The organism is Gluconobacter sphaericus NBRC 12467, assembly GCF_006539125.1.
Lineage (GTDB): Bacteria > Pseudomonadota > Alphaproteobacteria > Acetobacterales > Acetobacteraceae > Gluconobacter > Gluconobacter sphaericus.
The window spans coordinates 148257-166580 of the sequence record NZ_BJMK01000002.1; the positions used below are offsets into that span (position 1 = coordinate 148257).

15 protein-coding genes, 1 tRNA gene and 1 pseudogene are annotated in these 18324 nt (G+C 61.0%); 9 read left to right on the top strand and 8 right to left on the bottom strand.

Translation table 11 applies throughout. The features are described from left to right. Nucleotides 1-151 precede the first annotated feature (151 nt). On the bottom strand, nt 152-2320 hold the full coding sequence (locus GSP01_RS02805; protein WP_141350456.1) for an FUSC family protein: 2169 nt from the start codon (nt 2318-2320) through the stop codon (nt 152-154). 218 nt (nt 2321-2538) lie between these two features. On the opposite strand from GSP01_RS02805, the gene GSP01_RS02810 reads away from it, so the two are divergent. The 3 genes from GSP01_RS02810 to GSP01_RS02820 all read left to right on the top strand — a co-directional run bounded on the left by GSP01_RS02810 (nt 2539) and on the right by GSP01_RS02820 (nt 4941). Continuing rightward, nucleotides 2539-2612: transfer RNA gene (locus GSP01_RS02810), tRNA-Ile, on the top strand. Nucleotides 2613-2688: 76 nt separating this feature from the next. Next, nucleotides 2689-4368 (top strand): energy-dependent translational throttle protein EttA, encoded by a 1680-nt coding sequence (gene ettA / locus GSP01_RS02815; RefSeq protein WP_141350458.1) that lies wholly within the window; start codon nt 2689-2691, stop codon nt 4366-4368. Between the two features lie 75 nt (nt 4369-4443). Then, nucleotides 4444-4941, top strand: coding sequence for a GNAT family N-acetyltransferase (locus GSP01_RS02820; protein WP_141350460.1), 498 nt, complete (start codon nt 4444-4446; stop codon nt 4939-4941). 12 nt (nt 4942-4953) lie between these two features. Here the strand turns inward: GSP01_RS02820 and GSP01_RS02825 are convergent, their stop codons facing one another. The 3 genes from GSP01_RS02825 to GSP01_RS02835 form a co-directional block, all read right to left on the bottom strand. Beyond that, a complete protein-coding gene (locus tag GSP01_RS02825; protein WP_141350464.1) occupies nt 4954-6534 on the bottom strand; it encodes a hypothetical protein in 1581 nt (526 codons plus the stop codon). Nucleotides 6535-6640: 106 nt separating this feature from the next. Then, entirely contained in the window at nt 6641-7234 is a 594-nt protein-coding gene (locus GSP01_RS02830) for an MlaC/ttg2D family ABC transporter substrate-binding protein (protein ID WP_141350467.1), read from the bottom strand. 10 nt (nt 7235-7244) lie between these two features. Continuing rightward, nucleotides 7245-8063 carry an MlaA family lipoprotein gene (locus GSP01_RS02835; RefSeq protein WP_141350652.1) on the bottom strand — a complete coding sequence of 273 codons (819 nt, stop codon included), beginning with the start codon at nt 8061-8063 and terminating at the stop codon, nt 7245-7247. Nucleotides 8064-8379: 316 nt separating this feature from the next. Here GSP01_RS02835 and GSP01_RS02840 point away from each other — a divergent pair, with 316 nt between their 5' ends. Beyond that, complete coding sequence (locus GSP01_RS02840; RefSeq protein WP_141350470.1) at nt 8380-9540, top strand: aldose epimerase family protein; 1161 nt, start codon at nt 8380-8382, stop codon at nt 9538-9540. 58 nt (nt 9541-9598) lie between these two features. On the opposite strand, the gene cysE is transcribed toward GSP01_RS02840, so the two are convergent. Both cysE and GSP01_RS02850 read right to left on the bottom strand, forming a co-directional pair. Next, on the bottom strand, nt 9599-10378 hold the full coding sequence (cysE, locus tag GSP01_RS02845) for a serine O-acetyltransferase (RefSeq protein WP_141350473.1): 780 nt from the start codon (nt 10376-10378) through the stop codon (nt 9599-9601). Next, nucleotides 10375-11592: a UbiH/UbiF/VisC/COQ6 family ubiquinone biosynthesis hydroxylase gene (locus GSP01_RS02850; protein ID WP_141350476.1), complete on the bottom strand. Its 1218-nt coding sequence runs from the start codon at nt 11590-11592 to the stop codon at nt 10375-10377. Before GSP01_RS02850 ends, cysE begins: the two co-directional genes overlap by 4 nt. 503 nt (nt 11593-12095) lie before the next feature. On the opposite strand from GSP01_RS02850, the gene GSP01_RS02855 reads away from it, so the two are divergent. The 5 genes and pseudogenes from GSP01_RS02855 to GSP01_RS02875 all read left to right on the top strand — a co-directional run. Beyond that, nucleotides 12096-13331: a mechanosensitive ion channel family protein gene (locus GSP01_RS02855; protein WP_167495462.1), complete on the top strand. Its 1236-nt coding sequence runs from the start codon at nt 12096-12098 to the stop codon at nt 13329-13331. 147 nt (nt 13332-13478) lie between these two features. Further along, nucleotides 13479-13817: a P-II family nitrogen regulator gene (locus GSP01_RS02860; RefSeq protein ID WP_174787525.1), complete on the top strand. Its 339-nt coding sequence runs from the start codon at nt 13479-13481 to the stop codon at nt 13815-13817. Further along, a complete protein-coding gene (locus GSP01_RS02865; RefSeq protein WP_283091532.1) occupies nt 13817-15175 on the top strand; it encodes an ammonium transporter in 1359 nt (452 codons plus the stop codon). The genes GSP01_RS02860 and GSP01_RS02865 overlap by 1 nt, the downstream gene beginning before the upstream one ends. 73 nt (nt 15176-15248) lie before the next feature. After that, on the top strand, nt 15249-15746 hold the full coding sequence (locus GSP01_RS02870; protein WP_141350479.1) for a hypothetical protein: 498 nt from the start codon (nt 15249-15251) through the stop codon (nt 15744-15746). Between the two features lie 143 nt (nt 15747-15889). Continuing rightward, nucleotides 15890-16433, top strand: a pseudogene (locus GSP01_RS02875) (IS5 family transposase); the annotation flags it as partial. A 7-nt stretch (nt 16434-16440) separates the two neighbouring features. Here the strand turns inward: GSP01_RS02875 and GSP01_RS02880 are convergent. Both GSP01_RS02880 and GSP01_RS02885 read right to left on the bottom strand, forming a co-directional pair. After that, on the bottom strand, nt 16441-17361 hold the full coding sequence (locus GSP01_RS02880) for a retroviral-like aspartic protease family protein (RefSeq protein WP_141350482.1): 921 nt from the start codon (nt 17359-17361) through the stop codon (nt 16441-16443). Next, nucleotides 17358-18323: a tyrosine recombinase XerC gene (locus GSP01_RS02885; RefSeq protein ID WP_141350485.1), complete on the bottom strand. Its 966-nt coding sequence runs from the start codon at nt 18321-18323 to the stop codon at nt 17358-17360. The genes GSP01_RS02880 and GSP01_RS02885 overlap by 4 nt, the downstream gene beginning before the upstream one ends. Between the last annotated feature and the right edge of the window lies 1 nt (nt 18324).

The following is an 18324-nucleotide window of genomic DNA, read 5'->3' on the forward strand; positions in this document are numbered from 1 at the left end:
GGTCTTAAACCTGTCGTCCGCGGTATCCCGCGGCTGAAAACGAACAATTCCTCCGTTTCCCGGAAAAGGGAAGTGTGTTTCAGAACATTTCTTCGTGATCGGTTCGTGAGGATTGTGTCAGCCCGGATTCAGTCAGGGGGGCAGCCAGCGTTCAGCCGGTCGATTCCAGTTCTTCAGAGCGGACGGAGGGGTCGAGATACGGGCTATTTGCATCGAAGAAAATGCGGTTCGTGTCCAGCTCCGTGGCGATGACGTCCAGACTGGTCAGGGCAGCGATCAGGATGAAACGCTCGCGGGGGCGGGATTCGGTGCGTTCGCAGGTCCGCAGATTCAGGATCGCGAGTTTCGTTGCCCGCAGGGTGCGGCCGTAATGGCCGTGATAGCGGCCGCTGAAATGGCTCATGCGCCCCATGACGAGGGCGAGCGCCTTTGTGGCGTTCCGGTTGAGCCGTTTATCGCGACGGATGGCCTGAAGACGCAGCAGGTTGAGCATGACGCGCATGCCTGACAGGATTCCCGTCAGATAGGCTTGTATGATTGGGGATGGCGTCGAGCCCGAATTGGTCATGAGCCGGACGAAACGGTCCACGTTGCGTGACACCACGCTATCCACCGTTTCCTGCATCCGGCCATTGGCGATGCGGTGCAGGTCCCGCAGGATGTGTCCGCGCATGGTCCAGCGCTGGTGTGCGGGATCATAAGGCAGGAAGACCCGGTACATCCAGGAGGCGTAAAGCAGGCCCAGAACGAGCGGCAGAGCCGTGTTGAAATAGACGATTTCGTCGGTCTTTGCCTGATTGGACGGCCCGATGAGGATCGGCAGGAAGAGGTTGTACGACACGGCGGGAAGGGTCAGGGGCGGGTAAGCGAAGGCTAGACCGCCGATCATCATGGCAAGGCCTGACCACATGCCCAGCATTTCGAACGTCGTGGATTTGCCCATCAGGGCGAGATTGAGCACGCCGGCGGCCACGACCGCACAGCACGCGCCGCGCAGGAACGCCTGCGTGGCCAGCGCGGGGCGCTCTAGCGTGGAGAACAGGCTGCAGATGATGCAGACGAACATAATGAAGGTCAGGCCGCTGGGCCAGGCGGTGCAAATCCAGATCAGTCCCGCTCCGAAGACCGTGACGGACGAGCGCAGGCTGTTGGTGATGGCCTGCTGCCAGTCGCGATAGGAGAGGATCGGGGCGTGGAAATGGTCGTGCGCTTCGGGGTGCCGGCTGGCCTCGAAGTGGCTCAGCGCCATGCGGAGCGCATCGATCAGTTCAACGAGGGCCTGCTGGAGCATCCCGTGGCGCAGGACGGCTTCGCGCGCGGCACCATCCGGCTGAACGGTGTTGAAATCGATCACAACCTTCTGGCGACATTGACGGCGCAGGTCTAGCAGATCCGCCAGAATGGCGTTCATGTTCTCCGTCCCTTCCAGCCGGGTGGGGAGTTTAAGAAACACATCCCGGATGGTCTCGGCTTCCTGATGGAACATGTCGTCCTGACTGAGCGGCAAGCGCATGAGGGTCGCCAGATCGAGCGCGCGGGCGAGAAGGACTGCGATATCCGCCAGTGCCGCGCGGGCATGGTCGCCGGCATGGTCGCGGCGGCCGAGCTCAACTTCCGCGAACTCTACCTGATCGCCGAGCGTCGTGATCTGGGTGAAGATACCCTGCACGTTCTGCATGGCCCCTTCTTTGCCGATCAGGATGTCTGCGATGGCGGTCAGGGCGGGTTTGAGCGTGTCCTCGAACGTGCTGGCGAGCTGTCGGCGTGTCCGTTTGGTCAGGCCGAGCTGGAAGAGTCCGGAAATCGAGGCTTCGAGTACGATCCCCAGCAGAATATAGGTGGCGCGCGCCATGGCGATGGCGAAGATGTGGTGCGGGTCCGCGATGCCGTCGAGGGAGATAATCGCGTAGGTGAAGCCCGAGGCCCGCATACCGTGGATACGGTAGTTCGTCATGGACGCCGGACCGGGCATGAAGGTGCCGATCATGCAGAAGGCGCCGATTCCGCCTGCCAGCAGAAGAATGAACATCAGCGGCGCCTGTGGAAAGGAGGCGACCAGAACGATTCCGCTGATGACACCGACCACCATGCCGAACAGGTGCCATTTGGCTTTCGCGAGGCTGCGTCCGCGTGTGCCCTGTGCGACCATCCAGACGGTCAGGGCAGCCCATTGCGGACTGCCGAGCTCCATCCACAAGGCGATGCCGAGCGCGAGCAGAGAGGTGAAGGTCGTTCGCAGCGCATATCCGGCCATGACCGGGTCGGGGGCATAAAGCCATCGCAGTCGGCGGATGAGCGCGACCGGTCCGGCCTGTATCATGTCTGTGGGGTACTACTGGGTATTTTCGCGATATTTGCAGGCATCGGATATCCCTTCGGGCAATACGGACCAGTGAGGCCATCTCGCAACGGCAGCAAAGGTCGCCTGAACGGCCTTTAGGGAACGGGAAGGCGTGACACACTAACTTAAAAAGACACATTCCACCATGTCGCCCCTTGCAAAAAGACCCGAGTTGGGCGATTTCGAACTGCACCCGCGCGCCTGTAGCTCAATTGGTTAGAGCCGGCCGCTCATAACGGCTTGGTTGGGGGTTCGAGTCCCTCCGGGCGCACGGTGTGCCAACCTGATTTCTGCGGGACATCTGTTCCGCTTCTTCCCCGCCCATCCACCGATCAAGGAGACCTCCCATGGCCGCCTACCAGTACGTCTATGTCATGAAGGACCTCACGAAGGCCTATCCGGGTGGGCGCGAAGTCTTCAAGGGCATCACGCTGTCCTTCCTGCCGGGTGTGAAGATCGGTGTGCTGGGTGTGAACGGCGCGGGTAAGTCCACGCTGCTCAAGGTCATGGCGGGCATTGAGAAAGAATATGGCGGCGAGGCATGGGCCGCCGAGGGCGTCCGCATCGGCTATCTCGAACAGGAGCCCAAGCTCGACGAGAGCATGACGGTCGGCGAGAATGTTGCGCAGGGCTTTGGGGACCTGAAAAAGGCCGTGGATCGCTTCAACGAGATTTCGATGAAGTTCGCAGAGCCGATGTCGGACGATGAAATGACTGCGCTGCTTGCCGAGCAGGCCGATCTTCAGGAAAAGATCGACGCTGGCGACGGCTGGGAGCTGGACCGCAAGCTGGAAATCGCGCTCGATGCGCTGCGTTGCCCGCCGGCCGACAGCCCGGTCACGAAGCTCTCGGGTGGTGAACGCCGCCGCGTGGCACTGTGCCGCCTGCTGCTTGAAAAGCCCGACATCCTGCTGCTTGACGAACCGACCAACCATCTCGACGCTGAGAGCGTGAGCTGGCTCGAAAAGACGCTGCGGGACTATCAGGGCACCGTCATGGTCATCACCCATGACCGTTACTTCCTCGACAACGTCACGAACTGGATTCTCGAACTCGAGCGTGGTCGTGGCTATCCGTTCGAAGGCAACTACTCCTCCTGGCTCGTGCAGAAGCGTAAGCGTCTGGCGCAGGAAGAGAAGGAAGAAAGCTCCCGCCAGCGCGCTCTCGCCGCCGAGCAGGAGTGGATTTCCAGCTCCCCGAAGGCCCGTCAGGCGAAGAGCAAGGCGCGTATCACGAAGTATGAGGAAATGCTGGCGGCAAATGCCGAAAAGGCAGGCGGCACGGCAGATATCGTGATTACGCCGGGCCCGCGTCTGGGTGGCACGGTCATTGAGGCCGAAAATCTCAGCAAGGGCTTTGGCGATCGTCTGCTGATCGACAATCTCAGCTTCAAGCTGCCGCCGGGCGGCATCGTGGGCGTGATCGGGCCGAACGGTGCGGGTAAGTCCACGCTGTTCAAAATGATCACGGGCGATGATGCGCCGGATGGCGGTTCGCTCAAGATCGGCGAGACGGTGAAGCTGGGTTATGTGGACCAGTCCCGCAACACGCTCGATGACAACAAGACCGTCTGGGAAGAAATTTCCGGCGGTACGGACGTCATCCAGCTTGGCAAGCGCACGGTGCCGTCCCGCGCTTATGTGGGCGCGTTCAACTTCAAGGGCGCGGACCAGCAGAAGCGTGTGGGTATCCTGTCGGGTGGTGAGCGCAACCGCGTGCATCTGGCGAAGATGCTCAAGCAGGACAGCAACGTCATCCTGCTCGACGAACCGACCAATGATCTTGACGTCGATACGCTGCGTGCTCTCGAAGACGCTCTGGCAGAATTTGCTGGTTGCGCCGTGATCATCACCCATGACCGCTGGTTCCTCGACCGTCTGGCCACGCATATCCTTGCGTTTGAGGGTGACAGCCATGTCGAATGGTTCGAGGGCAACTTCCAGGACTACGAAGCTGACAAGCGCCGTCGTCTGGGCCCGGATGCCACCGAACCCGGCCGCATCAAGTACCGCCCGCTGGCCCGCTGATCCGGCGTTTTCCGTTCAGCGGACGGGGTAATTCTGTCCGTTGAAGGTTTCTGCTGATGGTCTGGGGAGAGCTGCGTGCTGGGGCGTGAAATCCGAACCGCCCGGCTTGTTCTGACTCCGGTCAACTGGCCGGACCTCGAAGATATGGTGGCGCTTAAGGGCGATGCCGGTGCCTTCGCCAAGATGCTCGGTGGTGTTCGTAACCGGACCGCGACCGAAGAGGAAATGGCGGAGGACGTCAGTTTTTGGGCCAGGCGCGGCGTGGGGATTTTTGCCATCCGCGAAAATGGCCGCTTCGTTGGCATCACGGGCGTTCATGAACGCCCTGACGGGCGCGGTCTCGGGCTGCGCTTTGCCCTGTTCCCCTGGGCCGCCGGGCGCGGCATCGCCCGCGAAGCCGCTGCGGCCGCCCTGCGCTATGTGCTCGACTGTGGGGAGAAACGGATCGTGGCCGTTGCGCGGGAAGACAATCTCGCGTCCCGTACGGTTCTGGGCAGTCTGGGTCTGCACCACACTCAGACCTTCGATCGCAACGGCGACACCATGCTTCTGTACGAAATCACGGCGGACTGACGCGTGGCCGCCCTACCGGGGGCGCAGGACGTGCAGGGACGGGAACCCCTCGACCGGCATGTACAGGCTGGCCAGTCTTTCCCTGACGCAGGCGAAAAACGGCCGGACGGTCAGCGACGCGGGATCGCTCTCGGGCATGTAGACGATCAGGGGCGGCGGGTCTTTCAGCAGGCTCTGGCACAGATCATGCGGATAGCCCGGGATGGAATGTTGGGCATAAACCCAGTCCCAGGGCAGATACTCGTAATAGCCATAAGGCGGCCGCCGGTCGGCCATCCAGTAGAACTCGGGCATGTAGGGCAGCATCAGGATGGGCTGTCCCGGCGGCACGAGCGCTCGGACCTTCTGGCTGATGGCGTCATTGACCGGTTGATACAGCGTGTAGGGTGGTCTGTGGGTGGTGTCCCGGTAGGTCCAGCCGAAGGGGGTGTTGGTGGGCAGATGGCTGCTGCTCCAGAACGCCAGCACCACTAGAATGGCGCAGGGCAAAGCCTTGCTGACCGTCTTGCCCGACTCTCCCCGCTGTTCGAAAAATGCCATGAGCGCCAGTCCTGCCAGCGCAAACGCCACGATCAGGGTCTGCCCGTCCTTGAAGCCCACGGCGGCACGCGCGTTGAGAAGAATAATGCCCACGAAGCCGATCAGGATGGCGATCCTGTTGCGCTCCGGCCGCCTGTAGAGCAGCAGGGGAAGTGAACCGATGAGCAGGATATGGGCGAGGGTGGGGTAAAACGCCTCACCCTGAAAAGAGGGCAGAAGGGAGAGCAGGAAGGTGCCCGGTCCGAAATGAATGAACGGGGCATAGGCGATCTGGTTGAAGAGGATATGGAAGACCACGAAACTTCCGAGATCCGCATATCTCAGGAACCACAGACCCAGCAGGAACACGCCAAGAAGAACGCCCCCTGCGAAGGCCCGGATGGCCCCGTAGTTCTTCTGTCCGGCCAGAAGCCAGAGGGCGGACGCTACGATCAGGAGCGCTCCTGGTCCATAGGCGTAGGCGCATGCCAGGATCAGGATCAGACACAGACCCGCGAGCGCTGAAGGCAGGGCAGGCGGGGTTCTGCCGAGCCAGGCCGGCACCACGAACAGGGCCAGCAGTCCCACGGTCAGAAACCCGGCTACGGCGTAGAAACTGACCATGTAGAACGCGTCCATCAGCCAGTAGGACGCAAGTCCGCCGACGAAGACCAGACTGGCGAGAAGGCGCTGTCGGCGTCCGGGCAGGGCGGATGTGGCGCAGAGGGACGCGGCGGCCATGAGCGCCAGAAGCGGCAGGAACAGCCGTGCGCCCTGCGGGAAATGCCATCCGAAGAGGGCGCCGTAGAGCTGGGACAGCATGAAGATGACCGGCCCGTGTGTGTCCACATAGGACACATAGAGCTTGCCGCCCTCGTTCAGCATCCTGCCGCCCAGAAGATGTTCGCCCTCGTCGCAGAACGAGAGGAACCAGAGGCCTTTCCAGCATGTCCAACCGAAGAATGTCAGGCAGGCGAGGGTGAAGACCGCCAGAAGTCCGCCCTGACGCCCGAGGTCAGGAAAACCCTTGCTCCGTGCTGTCTGTCCGGCTTTTGGCAATGTCGGGCTTGTCATCCGGTCTTGTCTCACGGCGCTGGATAGCAGAACGGACGGCTCTCCGCTGGAAAGCCGTCCGTTTCAGGAACTCATAACCGCAGAAGCGGTAGTTTGTAGCAGTATCTTACTGGTGGTGGTTTAGCTGGCGCTCAAGGGCAGCGTTCAGCGCATCGACGTCGCCGTTATGGCGGGCCAGATAAGAGCTGTAATCGCTGCGCTGGTTCATGCGCAGGCTGGCACCTTCGCCATACATGTCCACGACCTTGGGTGGGTTGCCGCCGATGATGAGCTGCATGTTGACCTCCGGTTGGCCCGGACGGTCGATCAGCGCATTGACGCGCTCGCCATCCGGGGTCGTCGTCGTCGTCGTGACGCGGAAGCTCACGCCCTTGTAGTTGCCGATCTGGTCCGTGATGGTGTTGACTAGCACCTGATCGAACAGGGAGATGTACTTGTCACGCTGGGCCGGTGTTGCGGTACGCCAGTATTTGCCGAGGCAGTAGCGGCCAATCCCGGTAATATCGACGTTATCCTTGAGCAGCGGAAGAACCTCTTTCTTCTTTTCGTCCAGCGACTTGCCCGAGTTGACCACAGCAGCCAGACGGCTCCCGAAGGAGTTCACGAAATCTGTCGCTGTACTGGCGTGAGCTGCCCCTGTTGCAACGGCGAGGGAGACGACGGCCCCAAGAGCAGCGCGGCGCGAAAATACGTTGAACATGTCGTTCTCCTCAGTTGTACCAGTCAGGGGTTGTTGCGCGATCGTCGCTCTTGATGGTGTCGATCTGGCTCTGACGGTTCTGCTGCCAAGCACTCCGGATATAGGAGTACGGGTCAAGGCTGTCCTGTTCGAGATGGTCGATCTGGTCGATGGAGCTGGCATAGCCTTCCATGGTCCCGGCCACGTTGTAAGCCCAGTTGAAGGTTAGCAGATCATAGCCGCGAGGCACATAGTTGATCGGCGTCAGGCCTTGGCTGATGCCGTAGCCGATGCCGTCACGGATGTTGGTCGGGCCAATAAAAGGCACGAACAGGTACGGGCCGCCCGCCACGCCCCAGGTTCCCAGCGTCAGGCCGGGATCGGTTTCGTGCTGCTTGTACCCGACGAGGCCGGCAACATCGAAAAAGCCAGCCACGCCAGCACTCATATTGATGGCGAAGCGCATGAAAGCATCTCCGGCACGACGCGGCTTGCCTGCGCCCACATCCGAGAAAAACACGGCAGGCTCGCGCCAGGTTTCATTTACATTTGCAATGGAATGACGCACGGGCTTGGGAACAGCCCAGATCCAGGCCTTGCCTACCGGGCGCAGGACCTTGTGATAGGCCCACATCTGGAGGTTGTACATCTTGCGGTTCATGGGTTCGTAAGGATCGTTGGCGGCCTTGTAGTCCGCCAGGTCGTCCGGATCCTTCGGCGGTGGGTTACGCAGCGAGCCACAGGCTCCGAGCGTCAGCAGGGCGAGGGCCCCTGCGAGAGCCCTGCTGCGGCGTGACACACGGCGTGAGCGCGTCTCCCGGATTTCGTTTTCGTCCTGCCGAAAGTCCATAACCATCCCCAAAATGCCCTTCCCAGCCCTGTGCTCACGAAGAAGTCACAGAGAAACGGAAATTTTCATAATCCGTTCCCTGCAGGACTCCATGAACCCCGATGGGCCACACGCCATCCGTCGCGGAAAACTGCGGAGGGGCGTAGTCATAACGTATCCTCCGATAGCGTGCATCCCTGTATGTCTGCAAATGCTGGTCGTTTGAAGAGGGCATCTGCTTTAGCGATCCAGATACTCTGCCGTCACTTTCGAGGCTTTGACCCCTCAAGGTTTTTGGGATCACTGTGGCCCCAACTCAACACCCGGGAGGTTTTCAATGTCCAGATTCTTCGGCTCCAGAAGTGCGCTTTTTGCGACTGTCGCGGTTCTCTCCGTGGGGGCTGGTGTGGCACAGGCGCATCCTACCGTGGTCAGTCAGCCCTGGGGCAGCACGCCGGATGGCAAGCCCGTGCGGATCGTGACCCTAAAGAACGACCTCGGCACGACGGCCCGTATCATCACCTATGGCGGCATCATCCAGTCCGTCGAGACGCCGGACCGTGAGGGGCATGTCCAGGACGTGGTTCTTGGCTTTGACAACCTGAAGGGTTACACGGTCGACAGCGCGAAGGGCGGCCTGTTTTTCGGCGCCATCATCGGCCGCTACGCCAACCGTCTCGCAGGCGGTAACTTTCCCGTTGAAGGCAAGATTTATCACACTGACGTGACGGCACCGCCGAACGCTCTGCATGGCGGCAAGAAGGGCTTCGATAAGAACGTCTGGACGATCGAAAAGACCGGCACCAATGCCAACGGTGCGTATCTGACGCTCAAGCTGGTCAGCCCGAACGGCGATCAGGGCTTCCCTGGCAAGCTGACGACACATGTGACCTATACGCTGGGCACCGACAATGCCCTGTCGTTGCATTATGTCGCCACGACCGATGCGCCGACGGTTCTGAACCTGACGAACCACAGTTACTGGAACCTGAATGGCGAGGGTTCGGGCTCCATCGAGCCGGAAATCCTGCAGATCAACGCCGATGGATTCACGCCGACCGATGCCACGTCCATCCCGACTGGCCAGATCGCGCCTGTTGCCGGGACGCCGCTTGATTTCAGCAAGCCGACCATCATCGGGGACCGTCTGCGCAGCAACGACCAGCAGATGATGTATGCGCGTGGCTATGACATGAACTGGGTCGTCAATGGTGCTTACGGTCAGGCACCGCGTCTGGCGGGCAAGGTCTACGATCCGCGTTCGGGCCGCAGCATGGAAATCCTGACGAACCAGCCGGGGCTTCAGGTCTACACGTCCAACTCGCTGGATGGCGGTTATGCCGGGGTATCCGGTCATGCCTATCGTCAGGGCGATGCGATTGCGTTCGAGGCCGAGCATTATCCCGACAGCCCGAACCACCCGTCTTTCCCAACGACTGAACTCAAGCCGGGCCAGACGTTCGATTACACGACGATTTTCAAGTTCTCGAACAAGTAAGAGACATCAGGGGCCGGGGCGCAGGCTCCGGGCCCTGATTTTTCTTTAAGCCCGGCTTTCAGGCTGGCCGGGGTGTAGTGCCCACGATCCGCGCCGGGTTGCCGACTGCTGTAGAATAGGCCGGGATGTCTTCCAGCACGACTGAGGCCGCGCCGATCCGGGCATATTCCCCGATGACGAGGCGTCCGAGGATTCTGGCGCCCGCGCCGATCATGGCACCGCGGCGCACGATGGGGTGACGGTTGCCGCTTAGTTTGCCCGTACCGCCCAGCGTGACATCCTGAAATAGCGAGACGTCATCTTCGACGATACAGGTCTCGCCGATAACAATCCCCGTTCCGTGGTCGATGCTCAGCCGGCGCCCGAGACGGGCCGCAGGGTGAATGTCGATGGCGAAAAGCTCGTTGATCCGGCTCTGGAAATGATGGGCCAGATGCTGGCGGCCCTTCGTCCAGAGATGATGCGAGATCCGGTAAGCCTGAAGCGCCTGCCATCCCTTGAAGAACAGGAAGGGCGTGACGAGGTCGGGGCAGGCCGGGTCGCGGTCATAGGTCGCGAGAATATCTGCTGCCGCGGCTTCGGCGATATCGGGATCGGCGCTCAGGATCGAGGCGACGAGCCGGGTGATGCTCGTCGCTGGAATGGAGCGGTCCGCAAGTTTCGTGCCCAGCAGGGAGGCCAGCGCGGACGCAAAATCCGGATGGTCTCCGATATTGGTGGAAAACACATCCTGGATCAGCGGATCATGGCAACTGCAGGCCTGGGATTGCATGTCCTGCCAGAAGGCCGTGAGGTCCGATGTTCTTTCGGGGGGCGTTTCGGTAGCGGCTCGCGTCATACGCCCATGGCCTTTCTGACGAAGGCCCGGCGGAGGGCGGGAAAGCGCTGGATGCCCGCGATGCCCATATCGCGCAGACGGCGCAGGACGAGATTGTCGTTCCCGAACAGGCGCTCAAGCGCGTCCGTTGCGGCGAGCATGGCCATGTTGCCGGGGCGGGTGTTGCGCTGATAGCGGACCAGAAGCTCGCGGCTTCCCATGTCCTTGTGATTGCGGTGTGCCTCGATGAGCAGGTTCGCGAGTGAGATCACGTCCCGGAAGCCGATGTTCAGGCCTTGCCCGGCAATCGGATGAATGCCGTGCGCTGCATCGCCAGCCAGAGCGAGGCGCGGGCCGATATAGCTGTGGGCATATTGGGCCGAGAGTGGATAGATCCAACGACGACCGGTCGGGGTGATCTCGCCCAGATCTTCGTCCGCCATGCGGGCCTTGATTTCACGGGCGAAAATCTCGTCCGGCAAGTCATGGAAGCGCTGGGCGCGGCCTTCGCCCTCGGCCCAGACGATGGCGGAGCGGTGTGGGTGTTCGGCTGTGCCTGGCATGGGCAGCCGCGCAAACGGGCCTTCCGGCAGAAAATGTTCGAGCGCCACGCCATGATGCGGCTTTTCATGCGCGATGGTCGCAACGATGCCGTATTCATTATAGGGAATTTTCGTCAGGCCGATCCGCGCCTGACGGCGGAGCGGGGATCGACGGCCTTCCGCTGCTACGGCAATTTTCGCCGTTACGGTATTGCCGGAGGCCAGACGGATGGAGACATGATCCGGATGGAACGTGAAGTTTCCCAGATCCGGCGCCAGCACATCAAGGCTGTCATACTGCTGCAATGTCCGGTTGATAGCCAGCCGGAGGTCCCGTGCCTCGACCATCCAGCCAAAGCTCTGGCCTTCGGGCGCATCTTCCGGGCCGAAATGCAGCGTTAGCGGGGAAGGGGCCTCGTGAGGGCGTCCGTCCGCCACGAGGATTTCATGGATCGGCTGGGCCACATTGGGCAGATTGTCCCAGATGCCCGCCTCCGCAAGCATCCGGCGGGAGCCTTCCGCGATGGCATAGGCCCGGCCATCCAGAGCCGGATCTTCCATGCCGGGCAGGGCATTGCGGTCGATGAGCAGGACGCGAACGCCCTCTGCCGCCAGACGACACGCCAGCGTAGCGCCTACAGGGCCGGCGCCGTTGATGCAGAGGTCGTAATGGGTTTTTTTCATTGTACTCATCTCCCTGCCCCTGTCCTACTCCTGCGGCGGTTTGAGCGGAAGGGGGCGTGCGCGTGACAGACGTGCCTGCGGCCCGATGAAATGTCTGCGCCAGCGTGCCAGTGACAGTATCGGGGTGAACTGTGTTGAATAATCCGGATGTGCCGCAGATATACCGTTAAAGAAATGCGACTTTCGAACTGTATTTTTGCAGTCGATTCCCGAAAATTCGGGATGCATAATCAGAAAATTAGATGCGGAATGCGGCTTTGGTGTTCTTGTTTCCTGTTCGGGGCGGCATGGTAGGACCGTAATCCTGAATGAATGTCTGGCGGCGTCGGAGAAATCAGGGAACATTTCGTTTCGGACGGTGTTCTGTTCTCCATCGCTATGAGCGCCAGATGACAATGGCAGCGGAAGACGGCCCTGCGCCTTTTCCGTACCAGACCGGCTTTCCGGCTCCATGGAGCCGTCCGGAGCCGCATCGGTTAGACTATGCAGGGGATAAGGGAACCGCACAGCGTATGATTGAACATTCCTACGTCAATTCCATGAGCCGGGTCGGGAATCTTCTGAGCTGGCTTCCTGCTCCGCTGGGTTCGATCCTGCTGCTGCTTCTGGCGGCGGGCATTGCGCTGCTGTTCAGTCGGGTCATTACGGACGCCCTGCCGCGCCTGCCGGGTCTGCGCCGCATTCAGTTCATTCACGCCATCATTGCACGCCTGCGGACGATCATTCGCAATTTCCTGATCATTATTGCCGTCAGTGCCGCCCTTCAGGCCACGACGGGCTTTACCGATGCGACGACCGCCTTTTTGGAGCAGGCTTTTCTGTGTCTGTTCATCCTTAATCTCGGTTTCGGCATCATCAGGACGTTTCGCCTGCTGACGGACCAGTATCTTAACCGTATCACAGCCAAAGAGCACACGGACGATATCACCGCGCGCTCGCACCAGACGCAGATCCGCGTTCTGCGTCGCCTGACCGAGATTTCATTCGGTGTGCTGACGGTCGCATCCTCGCTGATGGTGTTCCATTCGGTGCAGAAATTTGGCGTCTCGCTGTTTGCGTCTGCCGGTGCGGCCTCCCTGATCGTTGGTCTGTCAGCCCGTCCGGCCCTGACGAATTTGCTCGCGGGCATCCAGATTGCCGTGACCCAGCCCATTCGCATGGAAGACATGCTAATCCTGAACGGAGACTGGGCGTGGGTTGAGGAAATCAACGCGACCTATGTTGTCCTGCGCACCTGGGACCGGCGTCGCTATATCGTGCCGATCTCTTACTTCCTTGAAAATCCGTTCCAGAACTGGACGCACAGTTCGCCGTCTCTGATCTGTTCTCTGTTTCTGTGGCTGGACTATCAGACGCCGGTCGAACGTCTGCGGGAGATCTATTTCGAGGAACTCGCCAAGTGCCCGGACTGGGATCTGGACAAGACCTCCATTGGTTGCCAGATCGCGGATACCAATGCCCAGGTCATTTCCATCCGGTTGATCGCGGGGGCTGTCGATGCGAACGGGATGTGGAATCTGGGCTGCGACATCCGTGAACGTATGCTGCGGCGTTTGCGGACTGAGATGCCGGAATGTCTGCCGCGTGGTCGGACCGCCATTGTCTCCGGGACGCCGGACCAGAATCCGTGGCCGGACAACCTGGTCTCGCCGACGGTCAATCGCCCGCAGGATGGTCCATATCGCGGCCCGGATATGCCTGCGACCCCACCTGCTGTCCCTCCCGGCGGGATGCCCGGACGTCCCTGAGACGAAGCGTTTGGGCAACAGCATCCGGGGTTCAGGAAAATTTCAGCGAAAACGACATGGGCGGTCTGCCAATATCATTATGAGACTGGCATGATCTGGGGCATACTCTGATACAGATTGCCAGACCGCAACGAGGATATGCCGTTCGTGAAGCTCGTTACTGCCATCATCAAACCGTTCAAGCTCGATGACGTCCGCGAGGCCCTGACCCCGCTTGGGGTGCAGGGCCTGACTGTTACCGAGGTCAAGGGTTTTGGCCGCCAGAAAGGCCAGACGGAAATCTATCGCGGCGCTGAGTATCACGTCAGCTTCTTGCCCAAGCTCAAGATCGAGGTCGCAGTTGCCGACACGATTGCCGAGGACGTGATCGAGGCAATCATGACCGCAGCCCGCACCGGCAAGATCGGTGACGGCAAGATTATGGTCTCCAGCCTCGATCAGCTCATCCGCATCCGCACGGGAGAAACCGGCGAGGGCGCTCTGTGATGTCCGTCCATGCGCTGAGGCGCTCCGTACTTTCCCTCGCAGCCGGTGCCGTCGCGCTGCCCGCCGTCGCCCAGGCCGCTCCGGCAGCCGCGCCTATCGATACGGGTGATACGGCCTGGATGCTTGTCAGCACGGCCTTTGTCCTGATGATGACCATCCCTGGTCTGGCGCTGTTCTATGGCGGCATGGTCCGTAAGAAGAACGTGCTGGCGACGCTGATCCAGTCCTTCATGATCTGCTGCATCGGAAGTCTGGTCTGGATGGTGGCCGGGTACAGTCTGGCGTTCTCGACGGGTTCGCCCTGGATCGGGGATCTGTCGCGCGTCCTGCTGCGGGGTGTTGCGGACAATTTCCATGAGGGGATTGATTCCGCCTTCACGCTTGGCGCGGGCACACCTGCGGCCGTGCCGATGACAATTCCCGAGAGCGTCTACATGATGTTCCAGATGACGTTCGCCGTCATCACTCCAGCCCTCATCACGGGTGCCTATGCCGAGCGCATGAAGTTCTCTTCCATGTGCCTCTTTACGGTGGCCTGGTTGCTGCTGGTCTACGCGCCGGTTGCGCACTGGGTTTGGAGCCCGACCGGCTGGGTTGCAGGGCTTGGTGCGGTGGACTTCGCCGGCGGCACGGTCGTCCACATCAATTCCGGTGTGGCGGGTCTGGTCTGTGCGATCATTCTGGGACGCCGCAAGGGGATTGGTACGGAAGATCTGTCTCCGTTCAACCTGACTTACGCCATTATCGGCGCGTCGCTGCTCTGGGTCGGCTGGTTCGGTTTCAATGCCGGTTCTGCGTTGGGGGCCAATGGTCGGGCGGGTATGGCCATGTTGACGACGCAGGTTGCTGCCGCAGCGGGCGGCGTGGCCTGGATGGTCGTCGAATGGATGCGCACGGGCAAGCCAACGGCGCTGGGGATTATTTCGGGTGCGGTGGCTGGTCTGGTCGCCATTACGCCGGCTGCAGGGTTCGTTCTACCGGGCAGCGCTGTCCTCATTGGTCTGATTGCTGGTGCGGGATGCTTCTGGAGCGCCACCTGGCTCAAGCACCGCTTTAATTATGACGATAGCCTCGATGCGTTCGGCGTCCACGGCACCGGCGGTATCATTGGCGCTATTCTGACCGGCGCATTTGCCTATGGCCCGCTTTCGGCCACGGCGTCTAACCCGGAGGGGACGGTTGCTAGTGTCCATCAGGTCGTGGCGCAGGCCGAGGCCGTGGGTGTGACGGTGGTCTGGTGTGTTATCATGACGACCTTGATCCTTAAGGTTCTGGATTTGGTGATGGGCCTGCGGGTCTCGCCGGAAGAGGAGCTTGAAGGTCTCGACATGATTTTGCATGGTGAGCGTATCAACTGATTGCGCTCATTCGGCGGTTATGCTTGCGGGGGCTGTTTTCTCCCGCCGGTTTCAGAATGAAGGTTCTTTCTGTATGACGTTTACAAAAGCCTTTTCCGGCCTCTCCCTCGCAGCGCTTCTGGCCGCCGGTCTGAGCGTTGCCCCCGCGCATGCCATGACCGCCAAGGAATGCCACGCCGCATTCAAGACGGCCAAGCAGAACGGTTCCCTGAACGGCCAGTCCTACAAGGCCTTCAAGGCGGCCAACTGTGCTGCAACGACCAAGGCTGCGGCTGCTGAAGCCGCACCGACTGCCGTAGCAACCCCCGCCGCCCCGGCCGCGGCTGCAACTTCGGCCAGCACGGCCGCGCCGGTTGCTACGAAGGCTCCGGTTGCCTCATCGGGCAATGTTGTGTTCCCGACCGCCATTTCTCCCGAGTTCAGCAAGCTCTCGGCTGGCCGCGCCCGCCAGAAGACCTGCGTGGCCCAGTACAACGCCAACAAGGCGAACGGTGGGAACGGTGCTCTGAAATGGATCCAGAAGGGCGGCGGCTACTGGTCGCAGTGCAATTCGCGCCTCAAGGGTGAATGAGCACAGCCTTTCAAATAAGGCCCCTTCCTTTGGGAAGGGGCTTTTTTTTATGCAGATATTATTCCCACTAGGCTCAGGCTCAGGCTCAGGCTCAGCGAGGAGACTGAAGGTGAGCGACCGGTGTTTGGTTGACGGACAAACAGATGGATCGTCTGTGGCCGCTCTTTCCGAAAAGCCAAGACAGACTCCGAGTTGATAGCCGCCGCGTGTTGAGCGGCATCATTTTTGTGCACCGCAATGGGATGCGCTCGGGCGTATGAGGATCTTCGCCCGGATGATGGATGGCCTGTCTGTTGCAAAGGCCGAGCCCCGAACCATTATGATTGATGTGACCCTGCGGCTAAAAAAGGCGGCATGAACACGAAGCTACATGCCGGTCACCGATCAGAACAGACGACCGCTGAGCCTCTTCATGACGACGGGTCAGGTCAGTAATTATACCGGTGCCTCTGTACTGCAGGACAGTCTTCCTGCCGCACAATGGATGCTGGGAGATCGCGGGTATGACGCCGACTGGTTCAGGGACCCCTGGAAGAGAAAGGGATAAAATCCTGCATTCCAGGACGGAAATCTCGCGGGAAACCGGTCAAATACGACAGGCGGAAATACAAACGCAGCAATCGCATCGAGACCATGTTCGGAAGGCTCAAGGACTGGCGGCGGGTCGCAACCCGCTACGACAGATGCCTTGCGCCTATCGAAAAAAAAGCTGCTGCGTGGCGTAAGACAGCCAGATTTCGTGATGGGCGAACCAGTCGGAGCCCAGCAGCATGTCTGCCTGATCGTGAACCGGGGCGACTGTCAGGACCGGTCGTGTCCAGACGGTGCTTCCCAGTTCAAGACGCCCGAAATGGTGCCAGTGGTATTCGCGTTCCTTCATGTCCATGCCTGCTGTCAGGCCACCGGGGTCAAGGGCGAGCTGGTCGTCGGTCAGGCCCAGGCGATGGGCGAAATCCGTGCTTACGATATGTGAGCGCGCGCCGCTGTCCAGCAGGGCCGTGCCCCTCAGGCCGTCCAGCGTGAAGGCTACGGTCAGACGCCCAGATTGCCGGTGTATGGGTGTGGTCGTCCAGTGCCCGGTCCAGACGGGAGGCTGCTTACACAGGCGGGAGCCCAGACGGATAGTCCATAAAGTCAGGCGCTGGTGTGGGACATCGAATTCCAAATCGTAATCCGCCAGAACATCCGCGCCGAGCAGGCCCAGAACGGGGGGCGTGATTATGGGCGAACCCGGGAGCATCCCGACGGCCATTGTTCCGGGGCCAAGGGGAAGTTCGGCCGCAGGGTGCGTGCCAAGCCGGAGATCCTGAATCCGGACGTTCGGCACCAGGCGTGGGCTACCATTGGGGCCCTGCATTATGGTGCGGTGTTCGGGGTCGGGCGGCAGGCGCAGGGCGGAGACTCCAGCCGGTGTTATGAGGCTGCCTTCTGAGCCTGTATCCACGATCATGGAGGCCGCCCGTCCGTTCACCGTCACGGACACGCTCAGATATCCTCCGTCATCGCGCAGCGGCAACACGATGGCGCGGCTCATTTCGCAGACGGGGGCGGCGTGAACCGTTGTTGCGTACAGTGCCATGCCCAGGATCAGGGCGGCCGGTAGAAGGCGTCTCATGACTCTTGCGCCGCCCGTGGGTGGGCTTTGCGCCAGACATCAAGCAGGTGTTTTTCATCTGCCAGCGTATAGGCCTGCGTGGTGGAGAGGCTGGCATGACCCATCAGTTCCTGAATGGTGCGCAGGTCGGCCCCGCCTTCCATCAGATGCGTCGCAAAGGAATGGCGCAGGGCATGGGGCGTTGCGGAATCAGGCAGACCTTCGCCCTTGCGCCAGGTCCGCATGGCGCGCTGGGCTACGCCGGGATTGAGCCGCCCACCGCGCACCCCGCAGAACAGGGGCGCATCGGGCGTCGGAGACGGATGGGCAGCTTTCCAGCTTTCCAGCACCTTGATCACGGCCGGAAGTAAAGGCACGAGCCGTTCCTTGCCACCCTTGCCGACGACTCGGAGCATGTTTTGTCCTGCGTTGGTCAGATCGCGGATATTGAGCGCCAGTGCCTCGCCGATCCGCATCCCGGTGCCATAAAGCAGCATGAACAGTGCGCGGTCCCGAAATGCCGCCAGGCTGGTTTCCGCATCATCGGAAATACCTTCTGCCGCTGCCCGTGCGGCGTCTTCCCCAAGAGGGCGCGGCAGGCGCTTTTTCGTGCGCGGCGTGGCGAGTAGTGAGGGTGCAGGATTGGAGAGATCGTGCCGTAGACCCAGATACCGGAAGAACGACCGCAGCGCGGAGACATGCCTCGCCCGCGAGCGTGCCCGCGAGTCGGCGCTGGTGGTGCGGCGTGTTGGTTGTTCGCTACGGGCCGTTTCATGGGCAAGCCAGGCGCGCAGGTCCGCAAGCGAGAGTTTTCCCAGGTCCGCCAATGTCACCTCGGCGCCCAGATGCTGCTGAAAAAACGTCAGTGCCAGCAGAATGTCGTGCCGGTAGGCTTCGACCGTGCGTGGGCTCGAACGCCTCTCGTGAGTCAGCCATTCGGTCCAGTCTCGCAGGGCATCGAGCGCCATTAATGTGGCCGTCATG

Excerpts from the sequence above, each read along its gene's own strand:
- GSP01_RS02805 (WP_141350456.1), bottom strand. The coding sequence starts at position 2,320 with ATGATACAGGCCGGACCGGTCGCGCTCATCCGCCGACTGCGATGGCTT.
- ettA (WP_141350458.1), top strand. The coding sequence starts at position 2,689 with ATGGCCGCCTACCAGTACGTCTATGTCATGAAGGACCTCACGAAGGCC.
- GSP01_RS02825 (WP_141350464.1), bottom strand. The coding sequence starts at position 6,534 with ATGACAAGCCCGACATTGCCAAAAGCCGGACAGACAGCACGGAGCAAG.
- GSP01_RS02830 (WP_141350467.1), bottom strand. The coding sequence starts at position 7,234 with ATGTTCAACGTATTTTCGCGCCGCGCTGCTCTTGGGGCCGTCGTCTCC.
- GSP01_RS02835 (WP_141350652.1), bottom strand. The coding sequence starts at position 8,063 with ATGGACTTTCGGCAGGACGAAAACGAAATCCGGGAGACGCGCTCACGC.
- GSP01_RS02840 (WP_141350470.1), top strand. The coding sequence starts at position 8,380 with ATGTCCAGATTCTTCGGCTCCAGAAGTGCGCTTTTTGCGACTGTCGCG.
- cysE (WP_141350473.1), bottom strand. The coding sequence starts at position 10,378 with ATGACGCGAGCCGCTACCGAAACGCCCCCCGAAAGAACATCGGACCTC.
- GSP01_RS02850 (WP_141350476.1), bottom strand. The coding sequence starts at position 11,592 with ATGAGTACAATGAAAAAAACCCATTACGACCTCTGCATCAACGGCGCC.
- GSP01_RS02855 (WP_167495462.1), top strand. The coding sequence starts at position 12,096 with ATGATTGAACATTCCTACGTCAATTCCATGAGCCGGGTCGGGAATCTT.
- GSP01_RS02865 (WP_283091532.1), top strand. The coding sequence starts at position 13,817 with ATGTCCGTCCATGCGCTGAGGCGCTCCGTACTTTCCCTCGCAGCCGGT.
- GSP01_RS02870 (WP_141350479.1), top strand. The coding sequence starts at position 15,249 with ATGACGTTTACAAAAGCCTTTTCCGGCCTCTCCCTCGCAGCGCTTCTG.
- GSP01_RS02880 (WP_141350482.1), bottom strand. The coding sequence starts at position 17,361 with ATGAGACGCCTTCTACCGGCCGCCCTGATCCTGGGCATGGCACTGTAC.
- GSP01_RS02885 (WP_141350485.1), bottom strand. The coding sequence starts at position 18,323 with ATGACGGCCACATTAATGGCGCTCGATGCCCTGCGAGACTGGACCGAA.